Consider the following 15120-nt stretch of genomic DNA (forward strand, 5'->3'; position numbering starts at 1 on the left):
CTGCATAGGCTGGGGAATATGACGACCAATCCGCTGCTCTCCCCGAGCTCTCTGCCGCACGAGCTGCCCCGGTTCGCCGAGATCAGGACCGAACATTACGTGCCGGCCTTCGAGGAGGCGATGGCGCAGCAGCGCGCCGAGGTCGCGGCCATCACCGATGATGACGCCTCGCCCACGTTCGAGAACACGTTCCTGCCCCTCGAGCGCTCCGGACAGCTGCTGCGCAGGGTCGCCTCGATCTTCTACAACGTGAGCTCCGCCGATTCGAACGACGCGATCAGCGCGATCGAGGAGGAGCTGGCGCCGAGGCTTTCGGCGCACGAGGACGCCATCCGGCTGGATCCGCGGCTCTACGAGCGCATCGCAGCGGTGTCTGCGCGAGTGGACGACCTCGGGCTCGACGACGAGTCGCGCTATCTCGTCGAGCGCTACTACGAGGAGTTCACGCTCGCCGGCGCCGGGCTCGACGATGACGAGAAGAAGAGCCTGCGCGAGCTCAACGCGGAGCTCTCCACGCTGCAGACTCGGTTCGAGAAGAGCCTGCTGGCCGACACGAACGACCTCGCAGTGCATGTCACCGATGCCGCCGATCTCGACGGGCTCTCCCCCGCCGAGATCTCAGCAGCGGCGTCTGCCGCCCGCGACCGCGGGCTGGACGGCTATCTGCTCACGCTCGTGCTGCCGACAGGGCATCCCTACCTGGCGCGCCTGACGCGACGGGACGTGCGCGAGCGGGTGATGCGGGCGTCCCGCTCCCGCGGCACTCGAGGCGGACCGAACGACACACGCGAGCTCGTGCTGCGGATCACGGCCCTGCGCGCGCAGCGCGCCCGGCTTCTCGGGTTCCCGAACCACGCGGCCGTGGTAACCGCATCGCAGACGGCGAAGACACCGGATGCCGTCGCCGCCATGCTCGATCGCCTCGCGCCCGCGGCGGCCCGCAACGCCCAGGCGGAGAAGGCCGAGCTCGCCGCCCAGGCCGGGTTCGAGATCGAGCCGTGGGACTGGTCCTTCTATTCCGAGAAGGTGAGGGCCGCCAGATACGACGTCGACACTGCCGCGATGCGCCCGTACTTCGAGGCGGAACGCGTGCTGCGAGACGGAGTGTTCTTCGCGGCCAGCCGGCTTTACGGCATCCGGTTCCACGAACGGCCGGACCTCGTCGCCTACCATCCCGATGCGCGGGTGTTCGAAGTCTTCGACGCCGACGACAGTCCGATGGGCCTCTATATCAACGACCTCTACACGCGCGACTCCAAACGAGGCGGCGCCTGGATGAACGATCTCGGCCAGCGCACCGGGTTGCTCGGCGGGTCCACCGTCGTCGTCAACAATCTCAACGTGCCGAAGCCGGCCGACGGCGAGCCGACCCTGCTCACGTACGACGAGGTCGGCACCCTGTTCCACGAGTTCGGCCACGCTCTGCACGGCCTTTTCGCCGTCACGCGGTACCCGAAGTTCGCGGGCACGAGTGTGTTCCGGGACTTCGTGGAGTTTCCCAGCCAGGTCAACGAGATGTGGCTGCTGTGGCCGGAGGTACTCGACAACTACGCGCGTCACTACGAGACGGGCGAACGGATGCCTGCCGAACTCGTGCAGCGCATCCGCGACTCCGAGGCGTTCAACCAGGGCTTTGCGACGAGCGAGTACCTCGCCGCGGCGATGCTCGATCAGGCGTGGCATCGCATCGACTCGGAGACGAGAGTGGACTCGGTCGAGCGGTTCGAGGCATCCGCGCTCACGGAGTTCGGGCTCGACGAACCGGCCGTGCCGCCGCGATACGCCAGCACTTACTTCGCACACACGTTCTCCGGCGGCTACGACGCCGGCTACTACTCGTACATCTGGAGCGAGGTGCTCGATGCTGACACTGTCGAATGGTTCCGCGAGAACGGCGGGCTCTCACGGGAGGCCGGCGAGCGGTTCCGTCGTCGACTGCTGGGCGTCGGTGGATCGAAGGATCCGATGGAGGCCTACCGCGACTTCCGCGGACGTGACGCCGTGATCGATCCCCTGCTGCGCCGCCGGGGGCTCGATTCCGCGCTGTGACGGTGCCGGCTCAGCGCGTGAGCGAGAGGGTGACCACCACGACGACGAGCGTGCCCACGACTCCCGTCGCTAGACCGATGCAAAACCAGCGCGCTCGTCCGCGGGATCGCTCCGGTGCCGCGGGAAGCCCGGGCACCGAGCCCTCACCGTTCTTCATGCTGACCGGTCCCAGGGAACCGGGTCCGAGTCCATTGCTCATGCGGCCACCCTACGGCCCCGATCGCGTGCCATGTTGCACCGTGTGACGCGCCGAGGTGCGAGCAGGCCGCGCTTTTCGTACGGTGATCAGGTCGTCCCGTCGTCTGACGGGCATCTCAGAACCCTCCAGGAAGTGGCCATGGCACAGCTCCCCGAACTCGATCGGACCGCCGAATGCGCGTGCGAGTCCGGCGAGATGTGCGCCGACATCCGCCCGGGCCACGGCCTGCACGCGCTGCAACTGCGCCTGGCTTCGGCCACCCCGACCCGCTGGGTCGACGCGGTGATCGTGGGCGTGCGCGACAACGGCTGGGTGGATGCCGCTACGCTCGATGGCACGTCCGTCGCGCTCTGGAACCACGGCGACCTCGACACGTCGGTGGCGCAGGGCGACCCGGTGGCACTGCATTCGGTCTACAACGTGCTCGCCGCGGGCTCGCGGCGCTTCAACGTGCTCAGCGCCTGAGCAGCAGGCTACGCCCGATCTTCGCGGGAACCACCGCGGTCAGGCGGTCTCCGTCTCTCGCATCATCGTGAGCATCGCCTCGCACGCCGCACGGCAGGCATCGCAGGCCATCGCGCACATGCGGCAGGTCTCGCTCATCTCTGAGTGATTCCCGCACTCGTCGGAGCACGCGGCGCACATGGTCATGCACGCCTGCAGCATCGCTTGCATGGATGCCATGTCGAAGCCCGTGGGACGCATCATCATGCGCATCATCGTGTTGCAGACATCCGCACAGTCCGTGCACATCGACGCGCACTTCATCATGCCGTCAGCCATGCTGTTGTCCGCACACATCGTGCAGGCTTGCTCGCACGCGGAACACGCCTCGATGCACTCCTGCATCGTCATCGTGTCCATCGCCGGCATGCCGATCGCATCCATCGACATGTTCTGCATCATCTCGGCCGTCATGTTGCCGCCCATCGCACTGCCCCCGATCTCGAGTCTTCGGTGTACGCGGGTGATGCTACGCTCGCCGCGGCCGGGCGGCCATGGATCCGGTGCATCATCTGTGCCACCGAGCGATCCGGAATCCGTTCTGCGCCCGCGGCTACGCGGACTTCTCTTCGCGCCTGCTCCGCCGGTGTGGAACGATCGTCGGCGCCGCATTGTCGATCACCGCTTCACGGGTGACCACCACGCGCGCGACCTCCTCGCTGGAAGGCACCTCGAACATGATCGGCCCGAGCACCTCTTCGAGAATGGCCCGAAGCCCGCGCGCACCGGTCTGACGGAGAACGGCGAGGTCGGCGATGGCATCCAGCGCACCGGAGTCGAACTCGAGCTCCACGCCGTCGAGCTCGAACATGCGCTGATACTGCTTGACGAGAGCGTTCTTCGGTTCTGTCAGAATCTGGATGAGCGCCTCGCGGTCGAGCTGCGTGACCGTCGTCACGACGGGAAGCCGGCCGATGAACTCGGGGATCAGACCGAACTTGTGCAGATCTTCGGGAAGCACTTCGCTGAAGAGGTTGATGTCGTCGCCCTTGCTGTGCAACGGCGCCCCGAAACCGATCCCCTTCTTGCCCGCGCGGGAGGAGATGATGTCTTCCAGACCGGCGAAGGCGCCCGCGACGATGAACAGCACGTTCGTGGTGTCGATCTGGATGAATTCCTGATGCGGATGCTTGCGCCCGCCCTGCGGAGGAACGGATGCCACCGTCCCCTCCAGGATTTTCAGCAGCGCCTGCTGCACGCCCTCGCCCGAGACGTCGCGCGTGATGGAGGGGTTCTCCGCCTTGCGCGCGATCTTGTCGACCTCGTCGATGTAGATGATCCCGGTCTCGGCGCGCTTCACGTCGTAGTCAGCGGCCTGGATGAGCTTGAGGAGGATGTTCTCCACGTCTTCGCCGACGTACCCCGCCTCGGTGAGCGCCGTCGCGTCGGCGAACGCGAAGGGCACGTTGAGTCGCTTGGCCAGCGTTTGCGCGAGATAGGTCTTGCCACAGCCGGTCGGCCCGATGAGAAGGATGTTCGACTTCGCGATCTCGACGTCTTCGCCGACCGATTCCGCGGGACCGAGAGTAGTGCGGGCGCGCACCCGCTTGTAGTGGTTGTACACCGCCACCGACAACGCCTTCTTGGCGGCGTCCTGACCGATCACGTACTCCTCGAGGAAGGCGAAGATCTCTTTCGGCTTCGGCAGGTCGAACTGTCCGGTGCTCTCTTCACCGGACTCCGCCATGCGCTCTTCGATGATCTCGTTGCACAACTCGACACACTCGTCGCAGATGTACACGCCCGGGCCCGCGATGAGCTGCTGCACCTGCTTCTGGCTCTTTCCACAGAATGAGCACTTGAGCAGGTCGGCGCTTTCTCCGATGCGAGCCATGGAACCTCCCGAGTGGGCTGCTTCTTACGAGCCTAACGTGTGGTGCCGACATTGACGCGAAGCACTCCGGCCGGTGTCGCGCGCCTCGAAAGAAACGACGAAGGAGGCGGAGAACGCTCGTGTTCTCCGCCTCCGGCGCCTGTGGTGAACCTGTTACTTCGCGGTGAGCGCGAGGCTCTTGCGGCTCGTCAACACCTGGTCGATGAGCCCGTATTCGCGCGCTTCCTCCGCCGAGAGGATCTTGTCGCGATCGATGTCCTTGTTCACCTGCTCCACGGGCTTGCCGGTGTGCTGCGACAGCGTCTCTTCCAGCCACGTGCGCATGCGCATGATCTCGTTCGCCTGGATCTCGATGTCGGATGCCTGTCCCTGCCCGGCCTCGCCCACGGCAGGCTGGTGAATGAGGATGCGAGCGTTCGGCAGTGCCAGGCGCTTGCCCGGCGTTCCGGCCGCTGTCAGCACAGCCGCCGCCGAGGCGGCCTGTCCCAGCACCACGGTCTGGATCTCGGGACGGATGTACTGCATCGTGTCGTAGATCGCGGTCATGGCCGTGAACGAGCCACCGGGCGAGTTGATGTACATGACGATGTCGCGGTCGGGATCCTGGCTCTCGAGCACGAGAAGCTGGGCCATGATGTCGTCCGCCGACGCGTCATCGACCTGAACGCCGAGGAAGATGATGCGATCCTCGAAGAGCTTCGCATAGGGGTCCTGGCGCTTGTAGCCGTAGGCCGTGCGCTCCTCGAAGCTGGGGAGGATGTAGCGGGAGCCGGGCATCGCGATGCGCCCTGCGCGGCCCGCCAGACCGGAGAAGTTCGGGGTTTCCATGGGTGTCGTGTCCTTCGTTTCTCTCTCGCCTACTCCTGGGTTCCGCCGCCGCCGACCACGTCGGTCGCGGATTCACGGATGTGGTCCACGAACCCGTACTCGAGTGCTTCCTGCGCATTGAACCAGCGGTCGCGGTCGCCGTCTTCGTTGATCTGCTCGACGGTCTTGCCCGTCTGCGACGCTGTGATCTCGGCGAGCCGCTTCTTCATGTCGAGGATGAGCTGCGCCTGCGTCTGGATGTCGCTGGCCGTGCCGCCGAAACCGCCGTGCGGCTGGTGCAGCAGTACGCGGGCATTAGGCGTGATGTACCGCTTGCCCTTCGTGCCTGCGGTGAGCAGAAGCTGCCCCATCGACGCTGCCATGCCGATGCCGACAGTCACGATGTCGTTCGGCACGAACTGCATGGTGTCGTAGATGGCCATTCCGGCCGTGATCGAGCCGCCGGGAGAGTTGATGTACAGGTAGATGTCGCGCTTCGGATCCTCCGCCGCCAAGAGCAGCAGTTTGGCCGCGATCTCGTTGGCGTTGTCGTCACGCACCTCCGAGCCGAGCCAGATGATGCGGTCCTTCAGCAGTCGGTCAAAAACACTGGGTTGCAGTGTCGGTTCGGCCATGAACGTGCCCCTTCTTCCTACGTGCTTCCGAATCTATCGACTCGGTCGCTGCCGCACGGGCCTGTTCGCCGTCGGCAGAGCCGCGGGCGAACCGAAGCTCGCTGGGTGCGGCGCTTCTTCAGAAGGCGATCTCGCGCGCGTAGGCGGCGACCGATGTCGTGTAGAGCGGTAGATGCGGTGCGAGTGCGCCGAGCGCGACGGATGCCGCGCGCCGGGACTCCCCGCTGGTCACCAACGCGAGCGCGTAGAACGCGGCCACGGAGTCGCGATACGGAGACGTGGGGTGATGCGCATACTCCTCACCGAGCATCCAGACGGCTTCGTGCACTCGCCCGAGGTTACGCAGAGTGCTTGCCAGCTGCACGACCGCCTGCACCCGATGGTCGTCGTCGAGTCCGAGCTGGAGAGCGCGGCGATAAAGCGGCTCCGCGTCGGCCTCGCGACCGGCGGCATCCCGAGCCCCCGCTCGATGGAACAGCGCGATGGCGTTATCGCCCCACACCCCGGCGAGCCGGTCGATGATCTGCACGCGCTCGTCGTCGCTCAGTTCCGTGTCGTTCCAGACCGCATCGAACTGACTGTCCCAGTCGGTCACTGTCTTCGGCCCTTCGTCTGATCGGCTGCTGACCGCATGCCCCGGCTCCCCATCGAACCGTGCGCTCCGGGAGCGGTCGTCCTCGACGCACCTGCGCGGATGCACGAAGGGGGCGGATGCCGAAGCATCCACCCCCTTCGAACGACTCTAGTGTCTACTCGTCGGCGCTCGCCTCAGCGTCGTCGCCCTTGTCGGCGGCCTTCTTGCGCGAGGATGCCTTCTTCTTCGGCTTCTCCTCCTCGACCGGCTCGTTCGCAGACTCTGCCTCCGACGACTCCGCCTCGGCGCCTTCTTCAGCGGCGGGCTCGCTCACGGCGGCGAACTCCGACAGGTCGACAGGGTTGCCGGCGCTGTCCTTGACGACGGCGCGACCGAGCACGACGGCGATCGTCTTGTTGCGGGCGACCTCGCCGAAGACCTGGCCGAGCTGTCCGTTCTCGCCGAGAACCTGCACGAATTCGTTCGGGTCCATGCCGTACTGGGCGGCGGCCTGCACCAGGTAGTTGTTCAGCTCTTCCTGTCCGACCTGGATGTTCTCCTTCTTCGCGATCTCGTCGAAGAGAACCTGGGTGCGGAAGGTCTTCTCGGTGGCCTCGGTCACCTCGGCGCGGTGCACGTCGTCTTCGAGACGTTCCTCGGCCTCGAGGTGGCGGTGCACCTCGTCTTCGACGAGGCCGGCCGGGACCGGGATCTCGGTGAGTTCGAGCAGACGGTCGACGAGGAGGTTGCGCGCTTCGTTGCCCTGAGCGAACGTCTTGCTGCGGGCTGCCTCGCCCCGCAGGCTCTCGCGGAGCTCACCGATGGTGTCGAATTCGCTGGAGATCTGGGCGAAGTCGTCGTCGGCATCCGGAAGCTCGCGTTCCTTGACGGCGGTCAGCGTCACGTTGATCTCGGCGTCCTCGCCCTCGTGGTCACCGCCGAGCAGCTTCGAGGTGAACGTCGTCGACTCGCCCGCCGAGAGCGCGTCGAGCGCCTCGTCGATGCCGTCGATGAGCTCGCCCGAACCGACCTCGTACGAGACGTTGCTCGCAGTGTCGACCTGCTCGTCGCCGATCGTGGCGAGAAGGTCGAGCTGTGCGAAGTCACCCTTCTTCGCCGGACGCTCGACTGTCACGAGAGTGCCGAAGCGGCTGCGCAGGCGGTCCAGCTCGGCCTCGACGTCGTCGTCGGTGACCTCGGCGGCCTCCACCGTCAGCTCAAGGCCCTCGTAGTCGGGCAGCGTGATTTCGGGGCGCACGTCGACCTCGATGGCGACGACGAGATCGCCGGAGAAGTCCTTGTCGCTGGGCCACTCCGTGATGTCTGCCTCGGGACGGCCGACCGGCTGAACGTCGTTCTCCTCTACCGCGGTGCGATAGAAGCCTTCGAGACCCTCGTTGACCGCGTGCTCGAGAACGGCGGCCTTGCCGACGCGCTGGTCGATGATGGGCGGCGGCACCTTGCCCTTGCGGAAACCGGGCACGTTCACCTCGTCGGCGATGTGCTCGTACGCGTGCTTGATGCTGGGCTGCAGCTCCTCGGGGGTCACTGCGATGGTGAGCTTCGAGCGAGTCGGGCTCAGCTGTTCGACCGTGGTCTTCACGTGGGAGATCTCCTGTGTTCGAAAGTGGTTCGGTCAGAGTCGACCTTGTCGGGGCGACAGGATTCGAACCTGCGGCCTCCCGCTCCCAAAGCGGGCGCTCTAGCCAAGCTGAGCTACGCCCCGGATCTGGTGGACCCGTGAGGTCCGACCGGCCGGGCACGCGCCAGGGCGATCAGCAAGTCGAAATGACCTCGGACAGTCTAGCGAATGATAGAGGATGCCTGTTCCAGGCTGACGATGAACGCCACCTTCGGCTCGGTGCGGGAGTGCGGACCGGCGCTTGCCATGCACTACACTTGCACAGCGGCGCACCGCCGCCTCGGGGATGTAGCTCAATGGTAGAGCCTCAGTCTTCCAAACTGATGGTGCGGGTTCGATTCCCGTCATCCCCTCCAAGTAATGTCTCGGTTCCGTCACTAGACGGTCCAGATCGATCCGGGCACGTGCCCAAGATCGTTCGGGGCCGAGAGTGACCCTGCCACACGTTCAGGGAGTGAGACCGCGACGCGTCGGTGCGTTGCTCGAGAAGGTATCCGGGCAGATCAGCAGACGGGCCATAGGCTGTCGAACCGCGATGGGCGACCCAATCGCAGCTCAGTCCCGCAATGCACGCCCCCAGAACAGGTCTATTGGGGCCGGATTCGCGTCCTCCCGCTCGGGTAACCATTATGCTCAGGCAGTCTTCAGCAGTTGTTGAGCATTCAGAAAGGTAACCCAAATGAGTGACAACCAGGTTCCCGCGCCACCCGGGTATTACGACGACGGAACGGGCAACCAGCGCTATTGGGATGGCCAGCATTGGGCGGGCGAGGGCGTCCTCCCACAGCCGCAGACACAAGTGCTCACGCCCGGACAGCCCATCACTTACGCGCACGCACCCGCCGTGAAGCAACGGAACGTCCTTGGAATCGTGGCGCTGGTCGTCGCCGCGTTCGGGTTCGTTTTCGCGTGCATTCCGGGCGCTCTGATCATCGGTTGGATTGCACTTCCGATCGCATTCGTCCTCGCGATCGTCGCCCTCTTCCTGAAGGGCAAGGGCAAAGCGCTGGCGCTGACAGCCCTCATCATCTCTGTCGTCGGGACGATCATCGGCTTCGTGGTCTTCTTCGCTGTCGTGGCAGCATCGTTCAACGATGCGTTCGGCGACTCGGGCACCTCCGTCACACAGCCGAAGTCATCGAGCGCCGCGAAGAGTTCGGAATCCGACAGCGGATCGAACGAGGCGAAGGTGGGAACGCGTGACAATCCTGCGGCGATCGGCTCGCAGATCACGAGCGGTGATTACACGGTGACGGTCAACTCAGTGGAGCTCAACGCCACGGACAAGGTGATGGCTGCGAACGAGTTCAACGATGAACCCGACTCAGGAACCGCGTACGCACTCATCAACGTCACGGTGAAGTACACCGGCAAGGACTCGGGAAACACGTCGTACGTCGGCGTTGCTTACGTCACCGCGAGCGGAAACGTCATCAACGACTACGACAAGATGGCCATGGGACCCGACCCTGCCTTCGGGGGTCAGGAACTCTACCCCGGTGCCAGTGCGACGGGGAATGTCGTGATCCAGGTTCCCACGGGCGACTCCGGCCTCATCCGGATCCGTCCGGGAATCGTCGTCAATGAAATCTTCGTGAAGACGCACTAGCAGGCGCTCCCGCCGCTCAGGCGACCTGGTGGAGCCATCCTCGAACCGGAGGCTTCCACCGGGTCGCGTCTGCTCGCGCGCACGATCCCGTTGCTACGTGCAGGCGCAAGGGCCTCCGCCCACTTCCCGGACCAGCGTCTATCTTCATCTGTCAGGATGGGCCAATGCGGTCGCGTCCCACACACCTTCGCGCCATCAGCCTCGCGGTCGGCGGCCTCGCGGTGCTCGCCCTGAGCGGTTGCGCCGCAGCCAGTACACCGACGACGAGCGACGCCGTCCGCTTCACCACGGGAGGGCACCACTCCTGCCATTCGCGAGCATCCATCGAGCTCGACGGCGACTCGCACACATTCATCGTCTCCGGGCACTGCGCTTCCGTCACGGTCAATGGAGACGGCGACATCGTTCGCCTTGCGCACACCGACGCTCTCGCCGTCAACGGTCAGTCGGCCACCATCACGGTGGCCGGCAAAGTGCGGTCCGCTGTGCTTCGGGGCAACGGCGTGCAGTTGTCGGCGGACTCGATCGGCTCGATGGAGATCACCGGGCAGCGCAACTCGGTCTCGGCCCCGGCACTCGGGTCCGTGGTCGTGCAGGGCGATCACAACGTAGTCCGCTCGAGTCAGCGACCGAGCAACTATCAGGTCTCGGGCCAGGACGACATTCTCACGCTTCGCTGAGCGGCCCGTCTTTTGCGAGAATCGATGCGAACCCTTCGCATTCTCGCGACTCCGACCACGGCGCCGATGCCGGACCACACGTGAAAGCCGACCATGACTCCTGACGAAGCTGCAGACATCCTCGACGTCAAGACGGATGCCAGTGCCTCCGACATTCTCGCGGCCTACTCCACTAAGGCCAAGGCCGTGAGCGGAGAGCACCAGGGCGATCCCGAGAGCGAGAAGGCGCACGTGCAGTTGCTCGGGGAGGCGCGCGTCACGCTCATGACGCACCGCCAGAAGAGCCAGGGCACGCAGCAGCGCGTGCAGGTCGCGCAACAGGCGTCGGGCAAGACGAGCGGCGTACCGCAGTACGGCGAGCGCATCGCCCAGCCCGCGACGTCCGGATGGCCGGACGACCCGCCTAAAGGCAAGCGGCGCACAACCGAGGAAGAGCTGGTGCGCAAGCAACGATCGCTCATCATCGCGATCATCGGCCTCGTGCTGTCACTCACCGCGTGGATCTGGTGGCTCCTGGAGCCGCTCTCCGTGTTCGGCATCGGCCTGTCGATCTGGGCGCTCGTGCGCGTGCGCGGGTACGGCAGCGGCCTCTACACCGGGACACGGATCGTCGCCTGGGTATCCATCGCACTCGGAGTGCTCGGCCTGATCGGCAACGTCCTGCTCGTCGTCAACGCGCTCGCCGGCTGAGCCGCGTCCATACGTCGCACGATCGCCGCGTGCACTGCCGGTGAGGACAGGCAAGGCTTAGTAAGCGCAGCCTGTGCTTGCTTGCGGAATGCGTGCGTCTGCGTAGCGTTGAAGGTGTCACCACGAGCGAAGGGACGTCATTCATGAGCAACACCGTCACCACCCCGAAGGCCACCACGAACCCCGACGTCGCGGCGGGCACCGCGCAGTTCCTCACCCCCGTGGTCATCGAGCTCGAGGCGCTCGTGGTCAACGGCAAGCAGGCGCACTGGAACCTGCGCGGCGCGAACTTCATCGGCGTGCACGAACTTCTCGACACCTTCGTCGAGCACGTGCAGGACTGGGCCGACACGGCCGCGGAGCGCATCATCGCTCTCGGCCTTCCGATCGATGCGCGCATCGCGACGGTCGCCGCCAACACCAAGGCACAGCCGCTCAGCGACGGCTTCGTGCAGTCGGACAAGTCCATCGCCGAGCTGATCAATCAGATCGACGTCGCGCTCGACGCCGTCAACACGGCCGTGCGCGAGCTGGACGAGCTGGACCAGTCGAGCCAGGACGTCGCGATCGAGATCGCCCGCGGGCTGGACAAGGACCGCTGGCTGCTCTTCGCGCACATCGCGAAGTAGCACGACTCCCACGAGAGCGGGGGCCGCGACCAACACGGTCGCAGCCCCCGCTCCTTTTTTCCGCACCTTCTGCCAAATGCACCGAATTGCCGCCTCAGTGCCGGGTGGACAGAGTCGTTCGGGTGCACTCGCCGGGGGTGAGTGCTGCGCAGGCGCCGGCAGGCAGGCGCGTGTGGGCCGTGAGCATGGGTCAGCAAAGGAGAATGCAGGATCAGTTCCGACAGTGAGGATCAGGCCTGACAGCAAGATCAGGCCCGACAGCGCGGATCAGGCCCGACGGCGCGGATCAGGCCTGGCAGTACGGACACCAGTACAGCTTGCGAGAGGCCATCATCTCCATGACGATGTGCGTGCCGCACACTCGGCACGGCAGCCCCTCGCGCTTGTAGACCCAGTGCCGGTCCTCGCGGCTGGCCATCGCCTTCGCCCAGTCCTCGGGCGACAGATCATCCATCGTCATCATCTGGCCGGTGCGCACGCCGACGTCGAGCAGGTGCGCCCAGTCCCGCCAGAGCGCCCTCGCGGCTTCGAGCGGCACCTTCTTGCCCGGCGTGTGCGGGTTGAGGCGTGCCCGGTAGAGCAGTTCCGCCCGATACACGTTCCCGATCCCGCTGATCACCGACTGATCCATCAGGAGTTGGCCGACCGGCGTCTGCTTCGACGTGATCGTGTCTGCCACGCGATCCTCGACCTCCGGCCCGTCATCGATGAGGGGGTCCGGACCGAGCTTCGCGATCGCCTCGGATGCCCGTTGTTCGTCGATCACTTCGCAGGCCGTGGGCCCGCGCAAGTCCGCGACCGCCGTCTCGCTCAACAGCCGTGCACGAACGGCTCCGACCGGTTCCGGCGGGAAGACGAAGTCGGTCTCATCCTCCTTCTCGGACTCCGACATGCGGAGTCGGGCGCGCCTCGGCGCTCCCATGCTCGCGATGGAGTCCTCGCCCCGGGAGTCCAGCACGGGCACCCCGACGTCGGTGCCGTGCTGGTTGGTCTGCCCCATGCGGCCATTCGACGAGCGGATCGTGTCGTCGACGGTGATCTCGCCGGCGAAGTCCCAGGCGCCATAGATGCCCAGATGCACGCGCAGCCACAGACCGCTGTCGAACTCGAGGAACATCTGCTTGCCGACGGCACGGGCATCCACCATTCTCTGGCCGTCGATGAGGGCCGCGTCCGCGGCGAAACGCCCCTGCGGCGAGCTGACCGCGATCGCGTGGCCGACGAAGTTGCGCCGGAACTGCAGGGCGATGCGGTGTACGGAGTGACCCTCGGGCATTCGCGCCGCCTAGTCGACGTGCTTGCCGACGATGGTGCCGGTCGCCTCGAACTCCGCGACCTGGGCGATGCGTCGCACGTGACGCTCCTCGAACGAGAACGGTTCGGCGATGAACGTGTCGATGAACGAAATGGCCTCGTCGACGGTGTGCTGGCGGGCTCCGATCGCGATCACGTTCGCGTCGTTGTGCTGTCGAGCAAGCAGCGCGGTGCTCTCGTTCCAGACCAGGGCGGCACGGATGCCACGCACCTTGTTCGCCGAGATCTGCTCCCCGTTGCCGGACCCGCCGAACACGACACCGAGCGCCTGCACCCCTGCCTCCTGGTCTGCGATGACGCCCTTCGCGGCGTTGATGCAGAAGGCGGGATAGTCATCCAGTGGATCGAAGTCTTGCGGTCCGTGGTCGATCACCTCGTGGCCCTGCTCGCGCAGATGCTGCTGCAGAGTCTGGGAGAACTCGAGGCCGGCGTGGTCGGTACCGATGTGGATGCGCATGGCTCTCATTTTAGAGATCGCCGACGTCCTTCACGCGCTCCGCTTCACGTCGTCAGGATGACCGGGCCGTCCTCGGTGATCGCCACCGTGTGCTCGCTGTGCGCCGTGCGCGAGCCCGTCGCGCTGCGCAGCGTCCAGCCATCGTCGTCGGTAACCAGTTCGTCGGTGTCCGCCATGATCCACGGCTCGATCGCCAACAGCAGTCCCGGCCGCAACCGGAAGCCACGGCCGACACGACCGTCGTTGGCGATGTGCGGGTCCTGATGCATGGTCGTTCCGACACCGTGACCGCCGAACTCCATGTTCACCCGATAACCGTCGCCCCGAAGAACCTCGCCGACAGCAGCCGAGATGTCGCCGACCTTGCCTCCGGGCTGTGCCGCGGCGATGCCTGCGGCGAGCGCGCGTCGGGTGGTGTCGATCATCGCGAGGTCCGGCGCGGCCGCGTTCCCGACGACGAAGCTGATGGCGGAGTCGGCCACGAGCCCGTTCAGCGACACGGCGAGATCGAGCGTCAGAAGATCGCCATCGCGCAGCGCGTAGTCGTGAGGCAGCCCGTGCAGCACGGCGTCGTTGACAGACGTGCAGATGTAGTGGGAGAACGGTCCGCGACCGAACGACGGCGCGTAGTCGACGTAGCACGACTCGGCGCCGGCATCCGTGATCAGCTGCGACGTCCAGCCGTCGATCTCGAGCAGATTGGTGCCCACTGTCGCCCGCGACTGCATGGTGCGCAGGATCTCGGCGACCAGCGCTCCGGTCGCTTTCGCACGCTCCACCTCGGCGTGGCTCAATACCTCGATCATGTGTTCGCCGTTCCCGCTCAGTCGAAGATCGGCTCGCGGGTGCGGCTGCGCTTGAGCTCGAAGAAGCCGTCGTACGACGCGGCGGCCACGATGCCGTCCCACAGGGCCAGCGCCTTCTCACCGCGGGGCGTCGGCGAGATGACCGGCCCGAAGAACGCAGTGCCGTTCACCGCGATGACCGGGGTCCCGACGTCCTGTCCGACCCGCTGGATGCCGTCGGCGTGGCTCGCGCGCAGCGGTGCGTCGAACTCGTCGGAGTCGGCGTACCGCGCGTACTCCTCCGGCAACCCGAGCTCGGCGAGCGCCTCCGCGATCACGGCCTCGACATCCTTTCGATGCCCGACGTGGATGCGCGCGCCGAGCGCGTCGTAGAGCGGTTTGACGGCATCCTGCCCCTGCAGCTCCCCCACCGCGGTCACGAGGCGTGCGTACCGAAGAGTGCGCGGAAGAGACCGGCGGTAGGAGTCGGAGACGTCCTTATCCTCGTTCAGCACGTACAGGCTCATGATGTGCCAGGTCACGTTCAGCTCGCGGTGCGGGGCGACCTCGTCCACCCAGCGAGAGGTCATCCAGGCCCACGGGCAGGAGGGGTCGAACCAGAAATCAACGTCGGTCATGGCATCCATCTCAGCACGTCCGCCCCGACTGCTGTGGTCGGCGGGCAGCCTCAGGCGCCACCTCTCCCCCGGCA

Annotated in this window: 17 protein-coding genes and 2 tRNA genes; 7 read left to right on the plus strand and 12 right to left on the minus strand. The window is 65.9% G+C overall.

The features are described from left to right. Positions 1–18: 18 nt before the first annotated feature. Entirely contained in the window at positions 19–2049 is a 2031-nt protein-coding gene (locus H623_RS0103975) for a M3 family metallopeptidase (protein WP_022899655.1), read from the plus strand. Between the two features lie 10 nt (positions 2050–2059). On the opposite strand, the gene H623_RS0103980 is transcribed toward H623_RS0103975, so the two are convergent. Then, entirely contained in the window at positions 2060–2248 is a 189-nt protein-coding gene (locus tag H623_RS0103980; protein WP_022899656.1) for a hypothetical protein, read from the minus strand. Between the two features lie 138 nt (positions 2249–2386). On the opposite strand from H623_RS0103980, the gene H623_RS0103985 reads away from it, so the two are divergent. Continuing rightward, complete coding sequence (locus tag H623_RS0103985) at positions 2387–2713, plus strand: hypothetical protein (protein WP_022899657.1); 327 nt, start codon at positions 2387–2389, stop codon at positions 2711–2713. Positions 2714–2752: 39 nt separating this feature from the next. Here the strand turns inward: H623_RS0103985 and H623_RS0103990 are convergent, their stop codons facing one another. The 7 genes from H623_RS0103990 to H623_RS0104020 all read right to left on the minus strand — a co-directional run bounded on the left by H623_RS0103990 (position 2753) and on the right by H623_RS0104020 (position 8328). Further along, positions 2753–3166, minus strand: a complete 414-nt coding sequence (locus tag H623_RS0103990; protein WP_026939891.1) for a four-helix bundle copper-binding protein — start codon at positions 3164–3166, stop codon at positions 2753–2755. Between the two features lie 139 nt (positions 3167–3305). Continuing rightward, on the minus strand, positions 3306–4586 hold the full coding sequence (gene clpX / locus H623_RS0103995) for an ATP-dependent Clp protease ATP-binding subunit ClpX (protein WP_022899659.1): 1281 nt from the start codon (positions 4584–4586) through the stop codon (positions 3306–3308). A 153-nt stretch (positions 4587–4739) separates the two neighbouring features. After that, positions 4740–5414 (minus strand): ATP-dependent Clp protease proteolytic subunit, encoded by a 675-nt coding sequence (locus tag H623_RS0104000; protein ID WP_022899660.1) that lies wholly within the window; start codon positions 5412–5414, stop codon positions 4740–4742. Positions 5415–5443: 29 nt separating this feature from the next. Beyond that, a complete protein-coding gene (locus H623_RS0104005; protein WP_022899661.1) occupies positions 5444–6028 on the minus strand; it encodes an ATP-dependent Clp protease proteolytic subunit in 585 nt (194 codons plus the stop codon). A gap of 118 nt (positions 6029–6146) precedes the next feature. Continuing rightward, complete coding sequence (locus tag H623_RS0104010; protein ID WP_022899662.1) at positions 6147–6623, minus strand: tetratricopeptide repeat protein; 477 nt, start codon at positions 6621–6623, stop codon at positions 6147–6149. 154 nt (positions 6624–6777) lie between these two features. Next, complete coding sequence (gene tig, locus H623_RS0104015; protein ID WP_022899663.1) at positions 6778–8205, minus strand: trigger factor; 1428 nt, start codon at positions 8203–8205, stop codon at positions 6778–6780. Positions 8206–8253: 48 nt separating this feature from the next. Continuing rightward, positions 8254–8328 (minus strand) — tRNA-Pro (locus tag H623_RS0104020). A 198-nt stretch (positions 8329–8526) separates the two neighbouring features. Here H623_RS0104020 and H623_RS0104025 point away from each other — a divergent pair. The 5 genes from H623_RS0104025 to H623_RS0104045 all read left to right on the plus strand — a co-directional run bounded on the left by H623_RS0104025 (position 8527) and on the right by H623_RS0104045 (position 11852). Continuing rightward, positions 8527–8600, plus strand: a tRNA-Gly gene (locus H623_RS0104025). A gap of 323 nt (positions 8601–8923) precedes the next feature. Further along, positions 8924–9853, plus strand: a complete 930-nt coding sequence (locus H623_RS17645; RefSeq protein ID WP_084485576.1) for a DUF4352 domain-containing protein — start codon at positions 8924–8926, stop codon at positions 9851–9853. A 164-nt stretch (positions 9854–10017) separates the two neighbouring features. Then, positions 10018–10533: a DUF3060 domain-containing protein gene (locus tag H623_RS20845; protein WP_022899665.1), complete on the plus strand. Its 516-nt coding sequence runs from the start codon at positions 10018–10020 to the stop codon at positions 10531–10533. Positions 10534–10626: 93 nt separating this feature from the next. Further along, positions 10627–11223 carry a tetraspanin family protein gene (locus H623_RS0104040; protein WP_022899666.1) on the plus strand — a complete coding sequence of 199 codons (597 nt, stop codon included), beginning with the start codon at positions 10627–10629 and terminating at the stop codon, positions 11221–11223. 143 nt (positions 11224–11366) lie between these two features. Next, positions 11367–11852, plus strand: a complete 486-nt coding sequence (locus H623_RS0104045; RefSeq protein ID WP_022899667.1) for a Dps family protein — start codon at positions 11367–11369, stop codon at positions 11850–11852. Positions 11853–12138: 286 nt separating this feature from the next. On the opposite strand, the gene H623_RS0104050 is transcribed toward H623_RS0104045, so the two are convergent. The 4 genes from H623_RS0104050 to H623_RS0104065 are packed head-to-tail and all read right to left on the minus strand — an operon-like array spanning position 12139 to position 15046. Further along, positions 12139–13128, minus strand: a complete 990-nt coding sequence (locus H623_RS0104050; protein WP_022899668.1) for an Fpg/Nei family DNA glycosylase — start codon at positions 13126–13128, stop codon at positions 12139–12141. Positions 13129–13137: 9 nt separating this feature from the next. Continuing rightward, entirely contained in the window at positions 13138–13623 is a 486-nt protein-coding gene (locus H623_RS0104055; RefSeq protein ID WP_022899669.1) for a ribose-5-phosphate isomerase, read from the minus strand. A 44-nt stretch (positions 13624–13667) separates the two neighbouring features. Continuing rightward, complete coding sequence (gene map / locus H623_RS0104060) at positions 13668–14429, minus strand: type I methionyl aminopeptidase (RefSeq protein ID WP_022899670.1); 762 nt, start codon at positions 14427–14429, stop codon at positions 13668–13670. A gap of 17 nt (positions 14430–14446) precedes the next feature. Continuing rightward, complete coding sequence (locus tag H623_RS0104065; protein ID WP_022899671.1) at positions 14447–15046, minus strand: mycothiol-dependent nitroreductase Rv2466c family protein; 600 nt, start codon at positions 15044–15046, stop codon at positions 14447–14449. Positions 15047–15120 lie beyond the last annotated feature (74 nt).

This window comes from Humibacter albus DSM 18994 (assembly GCF_000421825.1).
Classification (GTDB): domain Bacteria; phylum Actinomycetota; class Actinomycetes; order Actinomycetales; family Microbacteriaceae; genus Humibacter; species Humibacter albus.

Excerpts from the sequence above, each read along its gene's own strand:
- map (WP_022899670.1), bottom strand. The coding sequence starts at position 14,429 with ATGATCGAGGTATTGAGCCACGCCGAGGTGGAGCGTGCGAAAGCGACC.
- H623_RS20845 (WP_022899665.1), top strand. The coding sequence starts at position 10,018 with ATGCGGTCGCGTCCCACACACCTTCGCGCCATCAGCCTCGCGGTCGGC.
- H623_RS0104040 (WP_022899666.1), top strand. The coding sequence starts at position 10,627 with ATGACTCCTGACGAAGCTGCAGACATCCTCGACGTCAAGACGGATGCC.
- H623_RS0104055 (WP_022899669.1), bottom strand. The coding sequence starts at position 13,623 with ATGCGCATCCACATCGGTACCGACCACGCCGGCCTCGAGTTCTCCCAG.
- H623_RS0104045 (WP_022899667.1), top strand. The coding sequence starts at position 11,367 with ATGAGCAACACCGTCACCACCCCGAAGGCCACCACGAACCCCGACGTC.
- H623_RS0103975 (WP_022899655.1), top strand. The coding sequence starts at position 19 with ATGACGACCAATCCGCTGCTCTCCCCGAGCTCTCTGCCGCACGAGCTG.
- H623_RS0103985 (WP_022899657.1), top strand. The coding sequence starts at position 2,387 with ATGGCACAGCTCCCCGAACTCGATCGGACCGCCGAATGCGCGTGCGAG.
- H623_RS0103980 (WP_022899656.1), bottom strand. The coding sequence starts at position 2,248 with ATGAGCAATGGACTCGGACCCGGTTCCCTGGGACCGGTCAGCATGAAG.
- H623_RS0104065 (WP_022899671.1), bottom strand. The coding sequence starts at position 15,046 with ATGACCGACGTTGATTTCTGGTTCGACCCCTCCTGCCCGTGGGCCTGG.
- clpX (WP_022899659.1), bottom strand. The coding sequence starts at position 4,586 with ATGGCTCGCATCGGAGAAAGCGCCGACCTGCTCAAGTGCTCATTCTGT.
- H623_RS17645 (WP_084485576.1), top strand. The coding sequence starts at position 8,924 with ATGAGTGACAACCAGGTTCCCGCGCCACCCGGGTATTACGACGACGGA.
- H623_RS0104005 (WP_022899661.1), bottom strand. The coding sequence starts at position 6,028 with ATGGCCGAACCGACACTGCAACCCAGTGTTTTTGACCGACTGCTGAAG.
- H623_RS0104050 (WP_022899668.1), bottom strand. The coding sequence starts at position 13,128 with ATGCCCGAGGGTCACTCCGTACACCGCATCGCCCTGCAGTTCCGGCGC.
- H623_RS0103990 (WP_026939891.1), bottom strand. The coding sequence starts at position 3,166 with ATGACGGCCGAGATGATGCAGAACATGTCGATGGATGCGATCGGCATG.
- H623_RS0104000 (WP_022899660.1), bottom strand. The coding sequence starts at position 5,414 with ATGGAAACCCCGAACTTCTCCGGTCTGGCGGGCCGCGCAGGGCGCATC.